Genomic DNA, 21,806 nt, shown 5'->3' on the forward strand with positions numbered 1-21,806 from the left:
TTAAAATCATTCTAAGTAATTTATTGATTGAAAGTATATGCCGAATGAAACTATGATTTATATAAGGCACATCAAAAATTCACTCCAATACAGCCTTTATCAAATATAAACAGAATGCAATTGAATGCATGTTTGAAATAATAAAATAGATGAAATTTCAGGTATATAAAAATCGTTGCACCAATGCTAAAAAATACTAAGCATGGAACAACGATTTCTGGTTATTCTGTTGTAACTATAATTTCATTGTAATTAATATTTTCTCTTATTTGAGCAGCAATAGATGCATCAATTTGTTTGTTACGAATAAGTTCATCTAAATGTTTTCTTTGTAAATATAACCCTTCTAACTTAAGGTCAACTGTAGTTGAATCAGATGTTTGGAAGCGTTTGTTCTGATTCTTTCTAATTGATCTAAGGCGATTATAATACTGATTAAGGACGATACTTACTTCTAAAACATTGTCGTTTGTTTGTTCGGCTTTTATACGTAATGTAACATTATGATGTACAATACGCATTACCTTTTTTACTTCTTGGAAGTTTGATTTATATTGTTGAAATTTAGTTATATTTGAACGGCGTTTTGCTCTTAGGCGTAAGACTAGCATTTTAATGACAATATTAAATTTATGAAGTGCGGTTGATTCTTGATATTGTCTAGATGCTTCTAATGCAGAACGATAATTTAAAATCGTTTGTCTATCTATTTTATTTTGAGCGATTAATTTTTCTAAAGTCTCAGTTTCTATTTCATTAGCTAAATCTTCTAAGCGTTTTACTTCTTTAGAATTTTCATTTTCAGGTGTCATCTGTAGTAAGAAGAACATTTCATCAAAGTATTCTGAAATCACAGCATTATAATCTGTTGTTTGCTCCTTTTTAGATAACGATTTAAAATGTGAGATGACATTTTCAACGATATATATTTTGGCTACAGGGTAACTCATTGTCGATGTAGTCACTTTACGTTCTGATGGTGTAATTAACGGCAAGATAATCTGTGCAGATACCAAGCTAATAAGCACCATCAGCGAAGCAATAAATAATAAATCATTTTTAAATTCAAATGGCTGATTTTGCGACAATAATGTTGGTAAAGTTAAGGCCATAGAAAGCGAAATTGTACCGTGAATACCACACATGGTCATGATAAACGCATAGTGTGCACGCTTAGGCGGTATTTCTTGTTCATCGTTAAGATAGGATTGGATATTATTTGGATAATAAAATTGTTTAAATAGAATGAATATCCATATAAAACGAAAAACATATATGGCTAATGCAATTAAAAGCGTAGTAATAATTAAAAATTTAATGTTTTGTGGTTCTTCTTTGATGATTTCAGCTACAACTTTAGGAACGATAAAACCTAATACAACAAAAACAAAGCCATTAAGTGCATAACTCAAAGTACTCCATATCTGGTTATAGTTCATTTGAAGTTCAGTCTGCGCTCGAATCAAACGATCACGTTCAAAGCCATGCATGAGTCCAGCTACAACTACTGCGATAATCCCTGATGCGTGAAAAACTTCGGCGATAAGATATACAACGAAAGGTGTTAATAGTTGTATGAATATCATTGTATTACTATCTTTGAGACCTTTATGCATAGATAAATAAATGCGTAATCGAACTATTACAAAACCAAAAATTGCACCGATAAGTATACCGATCATCGTTGAAATGATAAATTGTTCAATAGCTTGAAAAGCAGAAAAAGTACCGGTTACTAACGCTGTAACTGCGATTTTGAAAGAAATGATACCAGCTGCATCATTTAGTAATGATTCACCTTCAAGAATATTCATAGAACCTTTAGGCAATATTTTACCTTTTGTAATGGCTTGAACGGCTACTGCATCAGTTGGACATAGGATTGCTGCAATTGCAAAAGCAGCAGGCATAGGTAATTCAGGCCAAAACCAATGAATAAAGTAACCTACGCCTATAACAGTCGTAAATACTAAAGCCATTGCCATCAGAATAATAGGTTTGCGATATTCTAATAACTTTGTGCGTGATACATGGGTGCCTTCAACAAATAGTAATGGCGCAATGACAGCCATCATAAACACTTCTGAATCAAATTCAAAATGGATAGGTATGGGGAGAATGTAAACACAGACACCAAGTGCAATTTGTACAAAAGCCATAGGTATTTTAGGGAATTTATTATGTATGATTGAGCTGATAATGACAGCAATGATGAAAATTAAAAATGCTTCTAATAATAACATAAATACTCCTCAATATAATTTTGTTTGTTCTATTTTACCATTATATAAATCGCATAGACAGTAGTTTTTCTTATAAGGTAAATAAAAAGAAAATGACTTTAATAGTGCTTAATATAATATATAAGCGCATTATTTCTTAAGTAATAAGTAATTATGTGATAATGACATTGTTATAAAAAAAGAGGAATGTGATAACTAATGGAAATAGGCGTGATTTCAGATTTACATATTGATAGACATAATACTTTAACACCTGAAGATTATCAGAACGTTTTAATTAATGTATTATATCAACGTCATATAGATTTATTATTGATTGCTGGAGACATTTCAAATAATTACAAGTTGACTAACCAATTTGTAAAGTACATTGAGTATGAAATGCAAATTAAAGTACTATTTATTCCAGGAAACCATGATTTTTGGGCAACGGAAACGGGTGTGACTTCTGCAGAAATTTTAGATTTTTATCTACAAATGGATGCGTGTCTCATAGGGAAGCCTTATGTAATCAATGATGAATGGGCTATTGTTGGTAATACAGGATGGTATGACTATACCTATGCTAATCCAAAGTTTTCACTTGAACGAGTGGCACGTCGAAAGTATTATGGCGCTACTTGGCAAGACAAGGTGAAGATTGATTGGCCCATGGAAGACCGAAAGTTATCAAATATAGCGGCAAGACAAGCGACTAAAGATATTGAGCAAGTTAAAGACAAGAAAGTAATTCTTATGACTCATATTGTGACGCACCCTAGGTTTGCTGTACCCACACCGCACAGAATATTTGATTACTTTAATGCATTTATTGGAACATCTGATTTTGATCAGATATATCAGCAGTATGATATTCGTTATAGTATTATGGGTCATGTTCATTTTAGGAATACATTTAAAGAAAACGGCACAACATATATATGCCCTTGTTTAGGTTACCAACGGGAATGGCGTACTTCTAACATTGAGCAAGAAATCAATCATGCATTGTATAGTTTTTCATTATAAGTAAGTGCGTGAATACAACATATAAACAACAAGGATGTTATGAAGATGAATCCTTGTTGCTATATTGGTAAATCAACTTTCCATAGTTAACTCAGTAGGGGACCTATAATTTTAAGTGCGCTGAAATGTATATTATGAATTTAATTGAAAACGAAAGGCTAGTGTCTTAATTTTTGTGTGTCATTAAAAAACGTGTGATGAGATTGGAATCATGTTATTTAAAGCCTAAATTAAGTATTACGGCTGAATATGAAAACTCATTTGTCCTGGCGCATTGTAGCTTGCTTCTAACTTAGATTTTCTAATTTTAATGACCTGGTATTTATTCGGTATGAAGGCTGGTAAAACAATTGATTTTCCAATATGTGACCATAAAGGATCAATATAATAATAGTAGTTCGCGTCATAACCAATTAAAACAGTTACATGGATATTCGATACAAGTTTAGTGGGTTGTTCATCTAATTTAAATATACGCTTATAAGGACGTTGACCTAAAACAGTATGGTAGATAACAATGGGTTGACCATGATCAATAACCTGACATAATTCTGATAAAGATTGTCCTGTACTATCTAGGATATGTTTATTGTATTGTTTGAGATGAGGAACTAAAGCTGTAGGGAATATTGTTTGATGATGCCCCCATTTAACCCAGAGATGATGTCCAACGTATCCTTTATATGGGTTGTTCTTATGTTTAGGCCAATGTTTCATAATTTCAGTGGCTGGGATTGCATGTTGGTTGAATTGTAGAATCATGGCAGCAGATACGCCTTCGCATCCCATAACCATAGGTATTGGGAAAAGTTGACTAATCGGTTTTACTGGTAAAATTAATTGACTCATGGTGTCGTCACCCCTAGTTCATTTTATGAAATGTGTTGTATTTCATTATTTTTATTGGTTATATTATATATTTATTTAGTGAATATACATATTAAAATGCTTAAAAGAAATAAACAGGTCGTAATAGTTAAGTTGAGTACTTACCTTAATAAAAAAGAGAGAGTATAGAGACTACGCTATAGTCTCTATACTCTCTCTTTTGAAACTTACTCTATGCTATTTTAACGTACCAAATTATTTTTATTCATTAACTTTAATGATATTTCCAACAAGATAATTAATAGCGTTGTAATAATTAAAATGACTAAGTAAGGTGTAGTGTTAAATTCACCTTTTATCCCTATAAGTGGGGACATAATACCACCTAGTATGAATTGGAAAAGCCCAAGTAAACTTGAAGCATTACCACTACCACCAGTACGAGACTCCATTGCTAAAGCAAAGCTTAAAGGCCCAATACCTGTTACAGGACAGACGTTTAAAAAGAATGCAATGACTAACACCCAAATAGGTAAATGTAATGTCAGAGTAAAGATAATGAGTATTACACCCGAAATTTGTATAAGTGTAAGGCAAATGAGTAAAACATAGCGATTTACATATTCTACTAACTTAGCAGTTAACTGACTCATAATAATTAATCCGATACCATTAACCGCAAATAGTACACTAAATTGTTGAGCAGACATGTCGTAAATTTTTTGTGTGATAAACGGCGCAGCTGAAGAAAAACTAAATAACATTACATAGGTTAGACCTTGTAATAACATAGGAATAATAAATGTTGGTTTCTTTAGTAAATAACCAAAATCTTTAAAAATCGCACCGAAGTTTAATTTTGAAAGATCTCGTGTATGTGTTTCTTCCATTTTCCATAACGCAAACAAAAATATAACTAAACTAACGATAGTTAGTATCAGGAAAATGCCTTTCCAATTTGCAATACTCAGTGCATAACCACCAAGTAGTGGTGCTATAATAGTAATAATACCATTTACTACTAATAGTGAGGCTAGGCCTTTAGCTAAAGATTTGCCGTTATGCTTGTCACCAATAGACGCCTTAGCAATTACAATTGCACCACCACCTGTCAATCCTTGAATCAAACGTAATATCAATAAAAGTGACATAGAAGAAGTGAATATTGCTGTAAATGAAGTGAGCACATATATAGCAATAATAATCAATGCAATTTTTTTACGTCCAAATGCATCTGATAATGGCCCAAAGATAAATTGTCCAATTGCCAGACCAATCAGAGCGAATGATAGTGATAGTTGCGCTTGTGATGCAGTGGTACTAAAATCACTCTGTACACTTGGTAATGATGGAACGTACATATCTATTGTTAAAGGACCAAAAGTAGTCATAATACCTAAGACGATGATGACCATCAAAGGCAATTGACGTGTGGAAGTTTTGTCCATATTATGTTCTCCTTTTTTCATGCTTCTAATGTTTTATTATAACCATGTTTAGTTACTTTGTAACTAAGTAATTATTACATATGATTTATGAAATGCAATGATTGTTTATGTTCGGTTCATTGGTTTCTTTTTAGTTAAATCATACATTTCATACTATATTATGATACAGTATGAAGCGTAATATAAGTATCGTGTAAATAACTAATGACAAATTAATTTGTCATTAGTTATTTACAGTGAAGGCATAGTTTTAATATTTAACATAGTGCAAAGGGGTAAATGTATGAAGTTAAGTAAAACCCATTATGAGATTATAAAATTTGTGATTGTAGGGGGTATTAATACACTCGATTACTATATTATTTATTTATTCTTATTAAAAATACTTGGGTTAAATTATTTGGTTAGTCATATTAGTGGTTTTATTGTTAGTTTTATTATTTCATATTATTTAAACTGCTACTTTGTATATAAAGTAACACCAACTTGGCGGAAGTTTATTCAATTTCCTTTAACACAAGTGATTAATATGGGTACTCAAACAGTGTTATTATATATCTTTGTACAGTGGTTCCACGTTTCATCAGTCGTCGCACCATTTGTAGGCTTAATCATTACAATTCCTATCACATTTGTGTTATCCAAATATATACTTAAAGATTAATGTAAGAAGGGTCGAATCTTAAATTTGAAGAGGCGCCCTTCTTAATTTTTGTGCAATTTAATAATCATTTTTAGGAAAGGCTAAAAAATAATTAGAACAATTATATTAAATAATTTTTTAATAAAAAATCATTGTAAATATGCTTGCAATAGGTCATAATATATATCCAATATCTATTAAGGTGGTCGCAGGTCATGTCACAAACTGAAAATTTAAAAATTGCTCAAAAGGGCGCATATCTAAGTCTATTCGTTTATATCATACTCTCTATAGCTAAGTTTACTGTAGGGTATTTATATAATTCAGCGGCTGTTCGAGCAGATAGCTTAAATAATATGACTGATATTATCGTTTCAATGGCGGTGATTATTGGTTTGAAAATCTCAATTAAGCCAGCAGATCAAAACCATCCGTATGGCCACCTAAAGTCTGAAAATATTTCAACATTATTAGTTTCATTCATCATCATGTTTGTTGGTATTCAAGTCGTAATAGAGAATTTTCCTAGAATATTTACAAATGAACATCATACCCCTAACATTATTACAATTTATGTCAGTGTTATTAGTGGGATCATCATGATTGGTGTATTTTTCATTAATCAACGATTAGCCAAGCGAACAAATAGTAGCTCATTAAATTCAGCAGCAAAAGATAATTTATCAGATGCACTCGTCAGTATTGGTACTGCAATCGGCTTAGTTTTTACTCAATTTGGATTACCAATCATTGATACGATTTTAGCGACAATGTTAGGACTATTAATTTTATATACAGGCTTTGGAATTTTTAAAGAATCTATCTTTACGTTAAGTGATGGGTTTAATGAACAAGAGTTAGAAGAATATAGAAACTATGTATTAGATATCGAAGATGTCATAGACGTTCAAAATATTAAAGGGCGCTATCATGGTAGTAGCGTATTTGTTGATGTAACAATTGTTGTTGAATCAGATCTTTCGTTAGAAGATGCGCATCATATATGTGATGCTGTCGAACAACATATGCATGAGAAGGGGATTTCTTCAGTTTATGTACACCCTGAGCCAGCGTCTATTCAATGATAGTGAATTAGCGCACATATATAAGAAGGTTATAAAAAGCTAGGCATGTAAATGTCTGGCTTTTTATATTTTATTAACTAACTATAAGTCATAGTAGTCATTTAGAGAATATACACAAAAGACTGTCTACAAAGCCATGAACTTTGTAGACAGTCTTTTGTAAAGCGGTGTTACTAGTTTCTGAGTGTAATTGATGTTCAGTAGTAAGCTACTAAACATTGATTTTACCACCAGCCGTTAGCTATATGGAAATCTACTGCTGCATCGATTGAGCCATAACGTTCTTCAGCATAATTAATCATACCTTTAGTTTGTTCTTCTACTGAACCTGTTCCCCATGCTTCTTTAGTTTGCCCTAAGCCTTTATATCCTAATTCATTTACAGCGTCAGGGTTACCACTTGATTCAGGCATTACAACATTGTCCCAAAGTGATTTAGTTCCGCCAGCTTCAATAAATTGGCTGTAAACGTCACTTGTTGATTGTGTAGCTTCTTGTGTTGTTTCAGCAGCATCTGCTGTTTGTGTATTAGAACTTACTCCGAAACCAGTTGCTGCAATAGTGATTGATGCGAAAGATGCTAATAATAATTTTTTCATTAAAAAATCCTCCTAATAGATTTACCTGATACATAAGCGTGGATAGTCAGGTTTAATTTTCTAGCCACATACCATGTGATGTGTACTAAGCGTCATGAGTGCTGCATGTTTTTCTTAATTCAACGTTTACAACTATAACATCAAAAATTAGTACATAGGTTACAGAAAAATAAAAAAAAGACTTCATTTATGAACAAAAGAATACAATTATTTCAAAAAATAGTGTAAATTGTTATAATTTTAATGTGTACTTTCTATAGAAAAAGAGAGGAATGACTTAGCAAAGGGATTTATAGTAACAAAGCGAAGCCTTTGTACTGTAATGAGTTTGTAAAAGTTGTGACAAACTTAATGAAATGAAAGGAAGATAGTGTATGCCAAAATTAATTTTATGTCGTCACGGTCAAAGTGAATGGAATGCAAGAAATTTATTTACTGGATGGGCAGATGTTGATTTATCAGATCAAGGTAGAGCAGAAGCGAAAACATCTGGTAAAAAGTTAAAAGAACAAGGCATAGAGATTGATATTGTTTTTACTTCATTATTAGCTAGAGCAATTAAAACGACGTATCATTTGTTATCAGAATCTGATCAGTTATTTATACCAATTGTAAAATCATGGCGATTAAATGAACGTCATTATGGCGGTTTGCAAGGATTAAATAAAGATGATGCGCGTGATAAATTTGGTGAAGAACAGGTTCATATATGGAGACGATCCTATGATGTAGCACCTCCTAAACAAAGTGAATCTCAAAGGAATGATTATTTAAAAGATAAAAAATATGAGCATCTCGATAGAAGAGTTATGCCAGAATCAGAAAGTTTGAAAGATACATTAATCAGAGTAATTCCATATTGGAACGATCAAATATCACAACAATTATTAGATGGTAAAACGGTCTTAGTATCTGCACATGGCAACTCTTTACGTGCGCTTATTAAATATTTAGAACATATATCTGATGAAGAGATCATTGGTTATGAAATAAAGACTGGGGCGCCATTAATTTTTGAACTTACTGATGACTTACAAGTCATAGATAAATATTATTTATAAAAGTATTGAATATTATAATGTCTGAGAACATACAAATATCATTATAGTTTCCTGTTATGACAAGAGACATATGTTATTCATTGAAATTGATATATAAAGGTTGTACAAAAAAGAATCTAATAGGTTGCCTAATGATTAGGTACCTATTAGATTCTTAAGTGATTAATATGAGATTATAGAAATGGTTCATTAAAACATAAAAATAGTGGAGTATAAAAAGATTAATCATATTTTCAGCAAAAGCGAATATGTAATCCAAATTATAAAAATGGTAATTTAATTATGACTTATTACGTTTATGTTGCTGAATAATTTTGCGCGCAAGCTTACGTGTTTTGATATTAGGGCTATTTAAATTGCGACGAGCAGTTTGTAAATCTAGTTTCATGGAAATGACCTCCTTTATTAACTAACACAATTATGAATGAAATACACAGTTTTGTAAATAGTAATAATTACGATTTATTCCAAATGTGTCTGAACTTAATTAGAACAATAAAGTTTTTTACAATATGCCAAACTTTTTTAATGATATGTTAATAAAATATATGTATAATTCATTATTACAGCTAATTTTAAGTTTTATATATTATTGTAGAAAAGGAGAAAGGTATGAAGCACAAAACAAAATTAATAATGATATTTGTAATGCTACTTGGTGGATTCTTTGGACTATTAAATGAAACCTTATTAACGACAGCATTGCCTAGCATAATGAAAGAATTTAATATAGATTATACAAAAGTACAATGGCTTACAACAGCATTCTTATTAACTAATGGGGTAGTTGTCCCATTATCAGCAATGATTATACAAAGATTTACAACAAGGCAGGTCTTTTTAACTGGAATATTAATCTTCCTTATCGGTACGCTTATTGCTGGGTTCAGTCCGAACTTTACAATATTATTAATCGCAAGAATTGTTCAGGCGTTAGGTTCAGGCATTATGATGCCATTAATGATGACTACGGTCTTAGATGTATTTGAACCACATGAACGTGGTAAATACATGGGGATGTTTGGGCTAGTTATTGCTTTAGCACCAGCGATTGGTCCGACACTTTCTGGTTATCTAGTTGAGTATTTCGAGTGGCGCTCACTTTTCCATGTGGTTACACCAGTTGCTGCTGTTACATTCCTTGCAGCACTTAAGTTTGTGAAAAATGTTGGTTTGAAAAAGAAAGCACCGATTGATGTACTTTCAATCATCATGTCGGTACTAGGTTTTGGTAGTGTACTATATGGTACAAGTACAATTTCTCGTGATGGATGGAATGATCCAATCGTACTAACAACTGTCATCGGTGGACTCATTTTAATCGCATTATTTATATTTAGACAAACACGATTGGAAAATCCATTACTCGATTTTTCACTATTTAAAATCAATCAATTTACTATAGGGATTATAATCATGTCATTTACAATGATATCAATGATTGGTTCTGAAACAATATTACCTATGTTTGTGCAAAACATTATGAAAGATTCAGCATTACAATCAGGTCTTATATTATTGCCTGGCGCTATAGTCATGGGAGTGATGTCAGTACTATCTGGATTGTTATTTGACAAATATGGTGCTAGAATTTTAGCAATCATAGGTATGATCATTGTAGTTATAACAACTTCTTATTTTGTTGTTATGGATGAGCACACGTCTGCTACTATGCTAGCAACAATTTATGGTATCCGTATGGTGGGTATTGCTTTAGGATTAATGCCATTAATGACGCATACAATGAACTTCTTATCATACGAAATGAATGCGCATGGTTCAGCTATGACCAATACATTGCAACAAATTTCAGCATCTATTGGTACAGCAGCACTTTTCACAACAATGAGTCAATCATCAAAAAACTTCACACCAGACATGAGTGATTATAAAGGAATGGGTAAACAAGAAATAGCCGCTCAAGTACAACATGATGCATTGCTTAATGGATATCATAGTGCATTCTGGTTTGCTGTAATTATTTCTTTCCTTAGTTTAATTTGTGTGTTCCTGTTGAAAAGTAAAAAGAAAATGAATTTAGAACAAGAATAAGTATATAATAGCCGATAGATATGTGGTTGAGGGGACAGCTCAAACAGAACATCTATCGGCTTTTTCTTTATCAATAACAATTTATAGAGAATCATAGTAATTTAAAGTATATAAATAGCGTAGTAAGGTATCTTCGAATTAAATGAGGTAAGTAGATAATGGATCATAATATGAAATTGTACGATAAGCCATTTCAGTTAATTGAAAATGGCTCAAAAACGATTGAAGTCAGACTAAATGATAAAAAGAGACAAGAAGTACAGGCCGGAGATTTTATCATTTTTGAAAATATTGAGAAGAATCAAAGTATTAAAGTTGAAGTGTTAAAAGTAATAAAATATATGTCGTTTCAAGCATTGCTTCAAGCGCATTCTAATAAAGAACTTGGCATGGATGAAAAAATGCAATTATCTCAAAAATTGGCTCAAATCTATCAAATCTATAATCAAACCGATGAAATACACTATGGAGCATTGGCATTTAAAATACGCGTAGTCCCAAAATGAACTTGATAAACATGTCAGGTATAATTAAGTGAAATAAGCGAATAGACGATAATATTGACTCAAAACAAAGACCACTGTTATTTATTAAATAACAGTGGTCTTTCAAATAATTGCAGAATTTATTATAATTCAAATATTTTTCAAGTCCATAATAGCTATTTGATCGAACACCTACTATAAAGATGCTAGGCTAAGAACAGGGTGTGCGGACGTAGAAAGTATATAAACAACTGCAGCTAAAGTTGGAAACTTTGCCAACAGTCTAAATCCAACCGATAACGTCGTCGATTGGATTGTTTAATGACTCATATTTTGCTTACTATAATTTCCCTATGAATTTACCAATATTATAGATTAAAGGTTTAATAGGTTTTACAAAGTCACCGATATATTCTTCAACATCAGCATTGAAGCCTTTTTTGAACTGCTGTACACCATAATCTTCAGCATCCTCACTGAAGTCTCCAGTAATGCCGTAGAAATTGTAGCGGTCAATATGATGTCTCTTAGCAAATTTAATCATTTCCCATTGTAGTTTATATGCACCCATATATGCATTATAGTTAGGATTAGATCCACTTGATAAATAATATACTTCATAATCGTTATAAATATAAATTGCAGCGGCCAAATCTAGTATGGAGCCATCTGTAGCTATGGTTGCTTCTGTGTCATCTATTTTTCGTTGCGTACTATTAATTTGTTGTGTTAATTGTGTATGCTTCGTTTTTTGTTTTTTTGAATTTGGACTTTCTGTTAATGCTGTTTCAACTTCAAGTAGTTGATTGTTTAAGGTGTTATGTTTTTCTTTTAAGCTCGCGATATATTCGTTTAAGTCAATATAAGCTAACTGTAAAGAAGCATAACCTTTATATGCTTTTTGTAACTCTTCAAAGTAAGGCTCATCTCGGAAAGAGAAACCGTGTTTTTCTTCTGCCATTTTAAATAGCTTGAAAAATCTGCCAGTTTCTTCAATAGGAAGTGTTGTGACTTTAACTCCCATTTCTTCAGTTCTTTTAATATTGCGGCGTGTTTGATAGTCCATGTCTTTTAATAATTGCTGTTCGGTCTTGTTTTTTAAATCTAAAACAGATAGCCAGCGAATTTGACTTGTCTTTGAATAACCAACAGGATAGCCTTGATGCTTATATCCTAATTGATCTAATGTACTAATTAACATGCGATTATCATAAGACTTAATGATTTCACCATCTGCATTCCTTAAATTTTCTAAAATATAAGGATCGAGTAATACATATAGGCAGTTATGTTTTTTTAAATACGAAGTTAGTGATTTAAAGTAAAAATTAACTAATGCAATATTATTGTAGTCTAGTACAGGACCACGTTGACTATAAAAATATTTGAAAAATTTTAAAGCACGTGCTTCGGTAAACATACCAGCAGCAATGACTTCACCATTTTCATTTTTAACACCTAATAAATGTGCGTCGGATTGATCTTGTGCTTCATAATTCACACGCGTCTGAGTATAATGAGAAAAATTATTTTGTGTGAATTTAGCGAATTCTTCAGGGGTAATATTCACAAATTGCATAGGATTTCTTTTCCTCCTTAAAGGGGTAATTTAAATTTTTTTTATTAAATTGGTTGATATATAAACATTATATCAAAATTAATGTTAAATGGCATTGTATAAGAAGATGGTTGGTATAGTGATTAATGATAAAATACATATAATGGTTAGTAGTTTTGTACATAATTTCTATGAGCAAAATAGACTAGAACATTTGGATTTTTCATTGTATGATGTTACATACAGAATAATGATGTATATTAAAATAGAAGTCTATTTTAAAATGGATATGTTTTAGGAGAGGTAAGTAATGAAGAAGTTATTGATTTTGATTGTTGTATCGGTAATGATAAGTGCGGGGTGTAGCAGTAGTAAATATACAGATAAAATAGAAAAAGCTGTCAATCAGCAACAAACATATCAAAAGCATTTAGCTCAGCAACAAGAAGGCGATGCGCATAAAAAATTCGATAAAAAAGAAGCTAATATTTATGTATATGAAAAAGGGAAATATGTCACATTAGCTTATAAACCATTAAAAGAAGATGCTGAAGTACATTATTATACTTATGAATTCAAAAATGGAAATGCTAAATATTTAAGTGGTTTTAATTCAAAAGGCTATACACAAACTCATGAAGCAGATTATAAAGAAGAAAATATGAATATGAATGAATAAAAAAGCTGTAGTTTAGTTATAATTCAAAGGCGATCGAGGTGTACACATAAGCATATGAAAAAATTATGGATAAGTTTAATGATAGCAGCAATGATATTACTGTTGGCAGCATGTACGAATCCAGAGCATGCACATAAAGATGACAAACGTGATAGTAATGGCAAAATAAAAATAATCGAATATGGTGATTTTAAATGTCCTTATTGTAAAAAAGTCGAGCGTAATATCATGCCAAAACTAAAAAGAGATTATATCGACAAGAACAAAGTAAACTATCAATTTGTGAATATGGCATTTTTAGGGAAAGATTCTATAATTGGATCTAGAGCTGGTCATGCAGTTAAACAAATAGCACCAAGTCGGTATTTAGAATTTCAATCATTAATGTTTGAACAACAACCCGATTCAGAAAAAAAAATGGATTACCGAAGAAGTAGTGGATAAACAAATTGATAAATTAGCGATTAAAAAGATGACTAAAGAGAAAATAAAAAAAGATTATAAAACAAAAAATAGTAAATCATGGCAAGCAGCTAAAGATGATCAAAAGCAATACAAAGATAAACACATTGATACTGCACCTACAGTTTATATTGCCGGTAAAAAACTAGATGATCCTTATCACTATGATAATTATAAAAAGTTATTAGATAAGCAATAATGATATTATGCCTCAGTACAATTTCATAAAAGATTGTACTGAGTATTTTTTTACGATTTTTAAATCGTAATTATTACGAAAAATGTTTTGAGGTATTGCTTTTTAAACGAACTAAGGCTATAATTTTAAATCGTAACGATTACTATTTAATGGAGGGAAATTATGAAGAGAACAATATACATATCATTTCTAGTTATTATCTTATCAATTGTAATGACAGCATGTGGAAAAGGCGATGCAGAGCGTAACAGTCAAGGAGAAGACAAAAAAATAAAAATAAACACTACCGTTTATCCGTTAAAATCATTTGCAGAACAAATTGGTGGAGAGCATGTGTCGGTAGAATCTATTTACCCAGCAGGCACGGACATGCACAGCTTTGAGCCAACACAAAAAGATATTATCAACGCGAGTAAAGCTGATTTGTTTATTTACACGGGTGATGATTTAGACCCTGTTGCTAAAAAAGTAGCAGCCACAATTAAAACACAAGATAAAAAATTAGCATTGGAAGATAAATTGGATAAATCGCAATTACTGACAGACCAACATAGTCATGAGGAGTCAGAAGAACATAATCACGAAGGTCATCATCACCATGGTGGGTATGATCCACACATATGGTTAGATCCTCAGTTTGATCAAACATTTGCGAAAGAAATTAAAGATGAGTTGATTAAAAAAGATCCAAATCATAAAAAAGAATACGAAAAAAATTATAAAAAGTTAAATAAAGAATTAGCACAAATTGATGAAAAAATGAAAGATACAACAAAAGATAAAAAAGGAAACGCAGTATTTATTTCTCATGAATCAATGGGATATCTAGCTGATCGTTATGGATTTGTACAAAAAGGGGTCCAAAATATGAATGCTGAAGATCCTTCACAAAAAGATTTAACTAAAATTGTAAAAGAAATTAATGAGTCAGGTACTAAATATATTCTCTATGAGGATAACGTTTCAAATAAGGTGACAGATACAATACGTAAAGAAACTAAGGCAAAACCATTAAAATTTTATAATATGGAATCATTAACTAAAGCACAACAAAGTGATAGAACGATTACCTTCCAATCATTGATGGAGAAAAATATTAAGCATATTAATATGGCTTTAAATGATAATATTAAAGTCAATGATGATAGTAAAAAGAACAAGCATGAGAAAGCTATATCAGAAGGGTATTTTAAAGATAGCCAAGTTAAAGATAGAAAGCTTTCAGATTATAATGGTGACTGGCAGTCAATATATCCATATTTAAAAGATGGTAGTTTGGATGAAGTAATGAAGCATAAAGCAAATGAAGATGATTCAATGTCAGAAAAAGAATATAAGGCATATTATGAAAAAGGTTATAAAACTGATATTGAAAAATTGAAAATCAATAACGATACGATTGAATTCACGAAAGATGGTAAGAAAATGCAAGGTCAATATAAATATGATGGAAAAGATATTTTGAAATATGAAAAAGGTAATAGAGGTGTTAGGTTTACGTATAAACTTACAGAAGGCGACGATAAGACATTACCTAAATATGTGCAATTTAGTGATCATAATATAGCGCCGACAAAATCACATCATTTCCATATATTTATCGGTAATGATAAAGGAAAACTCTTAAAAGAATTAGATAATTGGCCGACGTATTATCCTCAAGATTTAACTAAAAAAGAAGTTAAAGAGGAAATGTTAGCACACTAATCATAAAATAGAGCAGTTTTAAACTTTTACGAAACCTTAATAATAAAAATGAGTAAAGTGATATTTAAAGGGAATAAAATTTAAAGAGTGGAAATAGAAAACATTTTTGTTGATATATAAAATATAGTTGGTATAATAAGTATATTAATAAAACCAAAAATACTTTGGAGGTATGTTTCTATGACAACATTTAATTTTGACCCAGCACATTCAGCAGTGGAATTTTCAGTTAAGCATTTAGTTATTTCAAACATTAAAGGTAGATTTAATGATTTTGATGCCAAAATTGAAGGCGATGTAAATGATTTGAGTTCGCTTAAAGGTGAGTTCGTTATTAAAGCTGATTCAATTGATACACGTGTAGAAGATCGCGATGGGCATTTACGTAGTGGAGATTTCCTCGATGTTGAAAACTATCCAGAAATCAAATTTGAAATTACTCATGCTGACAATAAATCAATTACTGGTAATTTAACTATAAAAGATGTAACAAAAGAAGAAACATTTGAATTGAATTATGAAGGAAAAAGTAAAAATCCAATGAATGGTGCTGAAACAGTAGGCTTTATCGTAAATGGCGCGGTTGAACGTGATAAATATGGTGTTACATTTAACCAAACGCTTGAAACAGGTGGCGTTATGATTGGTAAAGATATTAAATTCCAAGTGAGTTTAGAATTTGCTTTAGAAGATTAATATTATTCAGAATTTAAAGCAAGAAAATCAAATTATAGATGCTACAAAGCTAAGTTATAAAAGAACTCTATCTGCTATTAAAATCTGATAGAGTTCTTTCTTTATTGTTAGTGGTTGATAGCCTAGTAAAATGTTGATTATAAAAAATATATACTAATCCTATGGAGTCGCATAGTAAATGTTCAAATAGGACTTGCAAAAAATTTTGATAAAGAGATATGAAGTAATGTTTTTGAATTAAAAATCATGCGTAGTGGGTATAGTGGAGATAAGAAAGGGGCGATAGTATGACTACAGACTTACCCAAAATTGGCATGCCTGCCACACATGCATTAAAAGAACTCGGAGTGACAAATTTAGAAGAAGTAGCAAGTTACGAACGAACAACGTTATTAGATATACACGGTATTGGTCCTAAAGCTATTGAGATACTAGAACAAGCATTAAAGGATGTAGATTTAAGTTTTAAAAATGATGTGTTGCCCGCGTTACCATTTAAGTTAACAGGAGATTTAAATTGTGATAATGCACCTAAAAGGCGCTTGATGTTAGAATTTTTAATTGGTTGTGCCCTCGTTGAAAAGGAAAAATTAATTAAAACTGTCACTGAAAATTTTATTTGGAATGTAGTTGGTGCGTTTCAGATACAAGGGCTAGATGCTTTTTATGAAGAATTGGAAGCACACCAAGTTGAAATAGCTTCGCTAAATGTTACGCAAAATATCTCTCATGGAAAGTTAGGTGCATTGCATGGTACTCAAATTGCAAAGGATGGCTCAACAATATATTTTGCAGATTTCTTTGAATTTGAAAGTCACCAGAAAGATGCTAAAGTAAAAGCAATAACGTCATATGTCATTATGGACGAAGGAGATGTATAAATGAGTATACAGATTGAGCAAAATAAAATTATATTTATTAGAAATTTTAATGCATCGGCAGATCAGATATTTAATGCTTATACGGAACAAGCTTTATTTGAGCAATGGTTCCATCCTAAAGGCGCAATTACAGAGGTATATACATTTAATGTTCAGACCGAGGGCAATGCATTCTTTGCTATTCGAGGTCCTCAAGGAACAAGTTATACCGTAACAAATTATAATGATGTCCAACGCCCTACGCTTATTGATTACTATGATTACTTTGCAGATCAAGATGGAAATATCGATAAGACAATGGCAGGCATGCATAATACGATTCATATCAAAGACAATAAAGATGGCACTACAACCATTAAATCAATTGCTGAATTACCAGATGCCGAAGCAGCTCAACAATTGCTGGATATGGGTGTTGAAGAAGGTATGAATGGTACTTTTGATAACCTGGAAGCACTAGTAAAAACATTTTAGAAAAAGTCAAAAACATGTAAAAAATACAACGTCTATTTAATAGCTAACCTCGTTATAATAGAAGATGAAAAGAGGTGGGTCTATTGAATAAACGTTATGTTAAAGTACTTGGCTTATATACATTGAGTACACTTATACCAGCTGTGACTATAAATGAAAAATGTATAAATAAGCGTGTGTCCAAATGGTTTATACGTACATTAATGGGCTATGGTATTTTTGCTTATGGATTGCGCACTTTAAGTAAATTTAAAGATTGATTTTATAATAAAAAGTCAGGGCATTACTGATGTATGCCCTGACTTTTTCGTGTATATATTTAAGTTAATTAAGTACTTCTCCATTTGTTTCAATTACTTTACGATACCAATCAAATGACGCTTTCTTTTTACGTTCTAATGTACCATTGCCATTATTATCTCTATCTACATAGATAAGACCATAACGTTTTTTCATTTCTCCTGTAGTAAAGGAAATGATATCAATAATACCCCAAGGTGTATATCCCATTAAATCCACGCCGTCCTCATCAACCGCAGCTATAGCTGCTTCAATATGTGATTTTAAATAGTCAATACGGTAAGTATCGTGTATTTGGCCATTTTCATCAAATTCATCAATAGCGCCAAAGCCATTTTCAACGATAAAGAGTGGTATCTGATAACGATCATATAATACGTTTAAAGTATAACGCAAACCAGTAGGATCAATGGCCCATCCCCAATCGCTTTGTTGGATATGCGGATTATCAACCGAATGTGCTAAACCGCCGTTGGTAACATTCTCGCCAGTATAAGACTCCGCATCATGCTTAACCACTGTGGTCATATAGTAGCTAAAACCAATATAATCTACAGTACCTTCACTTAATATTTGCTCATCTCCATCTAGCCAGCCAATATCATAGCCTTTACGCTCGAGTATTTTATTAGCATAACTTGGGTAGTAACCACGTACCTGTACATCTGGGAAGAAGAAGCGGAGACGGTTCGCTTTGACAGCTTCCATCATGTCTTCTGGATTACAAGAATACGGATAAATAGCTACATGAGAAATCATTAAGCCTATTTCGAAATCTGGGTTAATCTCTTTCCCTATTTTTACTGCTTTAGCACTAGCGATGAGTTCATTGTGAGCTACTTGATATAGTACTTCTTCGGGATCTTCATGTGCTTTAACTTGTACACCAGAATTTGTCCATAGGAAAATAGGATTATCTGTATCCATTTGATTATTGATTTCATTAAAAGTCATCCAATATTTTACTTTATCTTTATAGCGTTTAAAGACTGTTTCGGCAAAGTGTGCAAAGAAATCAGCCACTTTTCTATTTCTAAAGCCACCGTATTCACGAGCCAAATGTAATGGCATTTCAAAATGGGATAGCGTGATAACAGGTTCTATACCATATTTTAAGAGCTCATCAAAAACATTATCATAAAATTGAAGGCCGGCTTCATTTGGTTCTGTTTCATCACCTTTAGGGAAAATACGAGACCATGCGATAGAAGTACGTAAACATTTAAGTCCCATTTCATTGAATAGTGCTATATCTTCTTTATAGCGATTGTAGAAATCGATTCCGATATGATTAGGATAATATTTATTAGCATCAATATCTTGAGTGATTTCTCGTGCTTGACCATGTTCGCCGTTCGTCATTACATCAATTACACTTAACCCTTTACCATCTTCATCATATCCACCTTCAAATTGATTGGCAGCTAAGGCGCCACCCCATAGAAAGTCTTTTGGTAATTTTGTCATTTTAATCAAGCTCCTTTATATTATTTATTTATAATCGTAAATATTGCTTCATTTTGTTTAACTTCAGCTGGGTCTTCAATAATAATGTCGTCAAATTCATTCGAATTTGTAATGATAATAGGAATGACAGTATCGTAGCCTTGTGACTGAATTGTATCTTTATCAAAATTTAATAATGGTTGATTACGAGTAATCTTGTCGTTTTCTTGAATTAATAATTCAAATCCTTTTCCGTTTAATTGAACTGTATCAAGTCCAACATGTATTAATAATTCAACGCCATTTTCAGAAGTAATACCAATAGCATGTTTACTTGGTGCAATCATACTAATGACACCATCAAGTGGAGCCAGTACAGTGTTATCATATGGCTTAATAGCAATTCCTTTTCCCATCATGCCCTCTGAAAATATAGGATCGTTAACTTCTGATAATGCGATGGTTTGACCATGGATTGGCGCGTAAATCGTTGTTTCGAGATGTTCATTTTGAGGCGAAATCATAGATGTATCTTTGTTATTCACATTAGTAGTATTGACTTCCTCTGTTGTATCATCTCCATAACCGAAAATTTGAATTAATATAATGGGTAAAATAATAGCAATAGCACTACCAATTAAGATGCCCCAAATTGAGGTAGGATTATCTGCGCTATAACCATTAACTACAGTTATAGGACCTGGAAGGCCAGCATATGCATAATATTTGGGATTAAAGAAACTAGCTACGAAGGCGCCTATGGCACCACTAATACATGCGATAATAAATGGTTTTTTAAAGCGTAAGTTAACACCATACATTGCAGGTTCAGTGATACCGAAGATTACTGTGATACCAGCAGATGATGACACTCTCTTAATTTCTGTACGTTTAGCTTTGATAAATACACCTAATACTGCGCCAAATTGTGAAATGACAGCAATTGTCTGGAAAGCTTGGAACGCATCACTCTTATGTTGTTCAAAGTTGGCTAAAATAACAGGAGTGATTCCCCAATGAACACCAAAGATTACAAATATTTGCCATAATCCCCCAATTAAAGCACCTGCCAACCAAGGAGCAACAGCTACTAGGTAGTTAAAGCCACCTGCAATACCATGTGCAGCAAGTGTGGATATTGGACCAATTACAAGCAAAGTGATTGGGACCATTATAATAATACTGAAAAAGGGTGTGAATAATGGCTTAACCACATCATGTATCCATTTATTTAAATATTTTTCAACGTAAGATAATATCCAGACTAATAATAATGGTGGTAAAACAGATGATGTATAGCTCGTTTCTGTTAATGGAATACCGAATAATCGTACGGATTCACCATCTTGAATTTTAGCTACTATATCACTTAATTCAGGGCTAACGAGTGCTGCAGTACAAGCGACTGCGATATAAACATTTACATTAAAATGTCTGGCTGCAGTGATTGCTATGAATATAGGTAAAAATGTAAAAGGCGCCCATGATATTAAATTAAACACTTCATAAGTGCCAGTATTTTTAAAAGCAGGGGCAATGAGGTTGATAACAATGAGTAAACCTTGCAATATACCTGCGGCAGCTAAAATATATATAAAAGGTGCAAATACTGCAGACATAGTTGCGATAACTCTGTTAATTATAGTGCCTTTATTTTCTGGTTCTTGGTCGCTATTTCTAACATCATCGCCTGTTAAAGATTCGAATGATTGATATACCTCACCAACATTATTACCTATAACTACTTGAAACTGCCCATTATTTTCAACAACTGTAACGACGCCATCAATTTCGGACACTTTCTTTTTAGCATCAGGGATAGATCTTTTTAATACTAAACGCAATCTAGTTGCGCAATGCGTACTATTGACAAGGTTTTCTTCGCCCCCAACAGCATCTAAGATCTTTTGGGCAAGCACTTCATTTTTATCTGCCATATTTTTGCAACTCCT

The 21,806-nt window shown here is 32.0% G+C and carries 20 protein-coding genes and 1 pseudogene; 13 read left to right on the forward strand and 8 right to left on the reverse strand.

Translation table 11 applies throughout. The annotated features are described in order from the left end of the window. Nucleotides 1-221 precede the first annotated feature (221 nt). The gene (locus tag QMO72_RS02560; RefSeq protein WP_103267007.1) at nt 222-2,243 is read right to left on the reverse strand and encodes a cation:proton antiporter; all 2,022 of its coding nucleotides are present in this window, start codon (nt 2,241-2,243) and stop codon (nt 222-224) included. A 198-nt stretch (nt 2,244-2,441) separates the two neighbouring features. Between QMO72_RS02560 and QMO72_RS02565 the strand changes: the two genes are divergently transcribed. Next, entirely contained in the window at nt 2,442-3,251 is an 810-nt protein-coding gene (locus tag QMO72_RS02565; RefSeq protein ID WP_103267006.1) for a metallophosphoesterase, read from the forward strand. Between the two features lie 237 nt (nt 3,252-3,488). Here the strand turns inward: QMO72_RS02565 and QMO72_RS02570 are convergent, their stop codons facing one another. Both QMO72_RS02570 and tcaB read right to left on the reverse strand, forming a co-directional pair. Next, nucleotides 3,489-4,100, reverse strand: coding sequence for a C39 family peptidase (locus tag QMO72_RS02570; protein WP_103267004.1), 612 nt, complete (start codon nt 4,098-4,100; stop codon nt 3,489-3,491). Between the two features lie 221 nt (nt 4,101-4,321). Further along, nucleotides 4,322-5,527: a putative multidrug effflux MFS transporter TcaB gene (gene tcaB, locus QMO72_RS02575; RefSeq protein WP_103267003.1), complete on the reverse strand. Its 1,206-nt coding sequence runs from the start codon at nt 5,525-5,527 to the stop codon at nt 4,322-4,324. A 283-nt stretch (nt 5,528-5,810) separates the two neighbouring features. On the opposite strand from tcaB, the gene QMO72_RS02580 reads away from it, so the two are divergent. Next, on the forward strand, nt 5,811-6,191 hold the full coding sequence (locus QMO72_RS02580) for a GtrA family protein (protein ID WP_103267001.1): 381 nt from the start codon (nt 5,811-5,813) through the stop codon (nt 6,189-6,191). Nucleotides 6,192-6,385: 194 nt separating this feature from the next. Further along, entirely contained in the window at nt 6,386-7,255 is an 870-nt protein-coding gene (locus tag QMO72_RS02585) for a cation diffusion facilitator family transporter (RefSeq protein ID WP_103267000.1), read from the forward strand. 224 nt (nt 7,256-7,479) lie between these two features. On the opposite strand, the gene QMO72_RS02590 is transcribed toward QMO72_RS02585, so the two are convergent. Next, nucleotides 7,480-7,854, reverse strand: a complete 375-nt coding sequence (locus tag QMO72_RS02590) for an aggregation-promoting factor C-terminal-like domain-containing protein (protein WP_069822945.1) — start codon at nt 7,852-7,854, stop codon at nt 7,480-7,482. Between the two features lie 374 nt (nt 7,855-8,228). On the opposite strand from QMO72_RS02590, the gene QMO72_RS02595 reads away from it, so the two are divergent. Next, complete coding sequence (locus tag QMO72_RS02595; RefSeq protein ID WP_103266998.1) at nt 8,229-8,915, forward strand: 2,3-diphosphoglycerate-dependent phosphoglycerate mutase; 687 nt, start codon at nt 8,229-8,231, stop codon at nt 8,913-8,915. A 280-nt stretch (nt 8,916-9,195) separates the two neighbouring features. Here QMO72_RS02595 and QMO72_RS02600 read toward each other — a convergent pair whose 3' ends face one another. Further along, the gene (locus tag QMO72_RS02600; RefSeq protein ID WP_101118117.1) at nt 9,196-9,303 is read right to left on the reverse strand and encodes a putative metal homeostasis protein; all 108 of its coding nucleotides are present in this window, start codon (nt 9,301-9,303) and stop codon (nt 9,196-9,198) included. Nucleotides 9,304-9,527: 224 nt separating this feature from the next. Here QMO72_RS02600 and QMO72_RS02605 point away from each other — a divergent pair, with 224 nt between their 5' ends. Then, the gene (locus tag QMO72_RS02605; protein ID WP_103266997.1) at nt 9,528-10,967 is read left to right on the forward strand and encodes an MDR family MFS transporter; all 1,440 of its coding nucleotides are present in this window, start codon (nt 9,528-9,530) and stop codon (nt 10,965-10,967) included. Between the two features lie 158 nt (nt 10,968-11,125). Continuing rightward, the gene (locus QMO72_RS02610) at nt 11,126-11,473 is read left to right on the forward strand and encodes an ASCH domain-containing protein (protein ID WP_286093230.1); all 348 of its coding nucleotides are present in this window, start codon (nt 11,126-11,128) and stop codon (nt 11,471-11,473) included. A gap of 319 nt (nt 11,474-11,792) precedes the next feature. Here the strand turns inward: QMO72_RS02610 and QMO72_RS02615 are convergent, their stop codons facing one another. After that, nucleotides 11,793-13,031 (reverse strand): aminoacyltransferase, encoded by a 1,239-nt coding sequence (locus QMO72_RS02615; protein ID WP_103266996.1) that lies wholly within the window; start codon nt 13,029-13,031, stop codon nt 11,793-11,795. 289 nt (nt 13,032-13,320) lie between these two features. Here QMO72_RS02615 and QMO72_RS02620 point away from each other — a divergent pair, with 289 nt between their 5' ends. From QMO72_RS02620 to QMO72_RS02650, 7 genes and pseudogenes are all read left to right on the forward strand, one after another. Next, on the forward strand, nt 13,321-13,689 hold the full coding sequence (locus QMO72_RS02620; RefSeq protein WP_103266994.1) for a cystatin-like fold lipoprotein: 369 nt from the start codon (nt 13,321-13,323) through the stop codon (nt 13,687-13,689). A gap of 54 nt (nt 13,690-13,743) precedes the next feature. Then, a pseudogene (locus QMO72_RS02625) lies at nt 13,744-14,350 on the forward strand (DsbA family protein). Nucleotides 14,351-14,512: 162 nt separating this feature from the next. Beyond that, complete coding sequence (gene adcA, locus QMO72_RS02630) at nt 14,513-16,057, forward strand: zinc ABC transporter substrate-binding lipoprotein AdcA (RefSeq protein ID WP_103266993.1); 1,545 nt, start codon at nt 14,513-14,515, stop codon at nt 16,055-16,057. A gap of 180 nt (nt 16,058-16,237) precedes the next feature. Then, complete coding sequence (locus QMO72_RS02635) at nt 16,238-16,753, forward strand: YceI family protein (protein WP_103266991.1); 516 nt, start codon at nt 16,238-16,240, stop codon at nt 16,751-16,753. 287 nt (nt 16,754-17,040) lie between these two features. Further along, nucleotides 17,041-17,634, forward strand: coding sequence for a helix-hairpin-helix domain-containing protein (locus QMO72_RS02640; protein WP_103266990.1), 594 nt, complete (start codon nt 17,041-17,043; stop codon nt 17,632-17,634). Beyond that, the gene (locus QMO72_RS02645; protein ID WP_103266988.1) at nt 17,635-18,108 is read left to right on the forward strand and encodes an SRPBCC family protein; all 474 of its coding nucleotides are present in this window, start codon (nt 17,635-17,637) and stop codon (nt 18,106-18,108) included. A gap of 83 nt (nt 18,109-18,191) precedes the next feature. Next, the gene (locus QMO72_RS02650; protein WP_199196691.1) at nt 18,192-18,368 is read left to right on the forward strand and encodes a hypothetical protein; all 177 of its coding nucleotides are present in this window, start codon (nt 18,192-18,194) and stop codon (nt 18,366-18,368) included. 64 nt (nt 18,369-18,432) lie between these two features. Here QMO72_RS02650 and QMO72_RS02655 read toward each other — a convergent pair whose 3' ends face one another. Together QMO72_RS02655 and QMO72_RS02660 are read right to left on the reverse strand one after the other, a co-directional pair. After that, nucleotides 18,433-19,875: a 6-phospho-beta-glucosidase gene (locus QMO72_RS02655; protein WP_103266987.1), complete on the reverse strand. Its 1,443-nt coding sequence runs from the start codon at nt 19,873-19,875 to the stop codon at nt 18,433-18,435. Nucleotides 19,876-19,895: 20 nt separating this feature from the next. Next, nucleotides 19,896-21,791, reverse strand: a complete 1,896-nt coding sequence (locus QMO72_RS02660) for a beta-glucoside-specific PTS transporter subunit IIABC (RefSeq protein ID WP_103266985.1) — start codon at nt 21,789-21,791, stop codon at nt 19,896-19,898. Nucleotides 21,792-21,806 lie beyond the last annotated feature (15 nt).

The organism is Staphylococcus casei, assembly GCF_030294405.1.
In the GTDB taxonomy this organism is placed as follows: Bacteria; Bacillota; Bacilli; order Staphylococcales; family Staphylococcaceae; genus Staphylococcus; species Staphylococcus succinus.

Coding starts and splice junctions, on each gene's coding strand:
- QMO72_RS02580 (WP_103267001.1), top strand. CDS start 5,811: ATGAAGTTAAGTAAAACCCATTATGAGATTATAAAATTTGTGATTGTA.
- QMO72_RS02620 (WP_103266994.1), top strand. CDS start 13,321: ATGAAGAAGTTATTGATTTTGATTGTTGTATCGGTAATGATAAGTGCG.
- QMO72_RS02655 (WP_103266987.1), bottom strand. CDS start 19,875: ATGACAAAATTACCAAAAGACTTTCTATGGGGTGGCGCCTTAGCTGCC.
- QMO72_RS02600 (WP_101118117.1), bottom strand. CDS start 9,303: ATGAAACTAGATTTACAAACTGCTCGTCGCAATTTAAATAGCCCTAAT.
- QMO72_RS02595 (WP_103266998.1), top strand. CDS start 8,229: ATGCCAAAATTAATTTTATGTCGTCACGGTCAAAGTGAATGGAATGCA.
- QMO72_RS02560 (WP_103267007.1), bottom strand. CDS start 2,243: ATGTTATTATTAGAAGCATTTTTAATTTTCATCATTGCTGTCATTATC.
- adcA (WP_103266993.1), top strand. CDS start 14,513: ATGAAGAGAACAATATACATATCATTTCTAGTTATTATCTTATCAATT.
- tcaB (WP_103267003.1), bottom strand. CDS start 5,527: ATGGACAAAACTTCCACACGTCAATTGCCTTTGATGGTCATCATCGTC.
- QMO72_RS02640 (WP_103266990.1), top strand. CDS start 17,041: ATGACTACAGACTTACCCAAAATTGGCATGCCTGCCACACATGCATTA.
- QMO72_RS02590 (WP_069822945.1), bottom strand. CDS start 7,854: ATGAAAAAATTATTATTAGCATCTTTCGCATCAATCACTATTGCAGCA.
- QMO72_RS02565 (WP_103267006.1), top strand. CDS start 2,442: ATGGAAATAGGCGTGATTTCAGATTTACATATTGATAGACATAATACT.
- QMO72_RS02585 (WP_103267000.1), top strand. CDS start 6,386: ATGTCACAAACTGAAAATTTAAAAATTGCTCAAAAGGGCGCATATCTA.
- QMO72_RS02610 (WP_286093230.1), top strand. CDS start 11,126: ATGGATCATAATATGAAATTGTACGATAAGCCATTTCAGTTAATTGAA.
- QMO72_RS02660 (WP_103266985.1), bottom strand. CDS start 21,791: ATGGCAGATAAAAATGAAGTGCTTGCCCAAAAGATCTTAGATGCTGTT.
- QMO72_RS02570 (WP_103267004.1), bottom strand. CDS start 4,100: ATGAGTCAATTAATTTTACCAGTAAAACCGATTAGTCAACTTTTCCCA.
- QMO72_RS02645 (WP_103266988.1), top strand. CDS start 17,635: ATGAGTATACAGATTGAGCAAAATAAAATTATATTTATTAGAAATTTT.
- QMO72_RS02635 (WP_103266991.1), top strand. CDS start 16,238: ATGACAACATTTAATTTTGACCCAGCACATTCAGCAGTGGAATTTTCA.
- QMO72_RS02615 (WP_103266996.1), bottom strand. CDS start 13,031: ATGCAATTTGTGAATATTACCCCTGAAGAATTCGCTAAATTCACACAA.
- QMO72_RS02605 (WP_103266997.1), top strand. CDS start 9,528: ATGAAGCACAAAACAAAATTAATAATGATATTTGTAATGCTACTTGGT.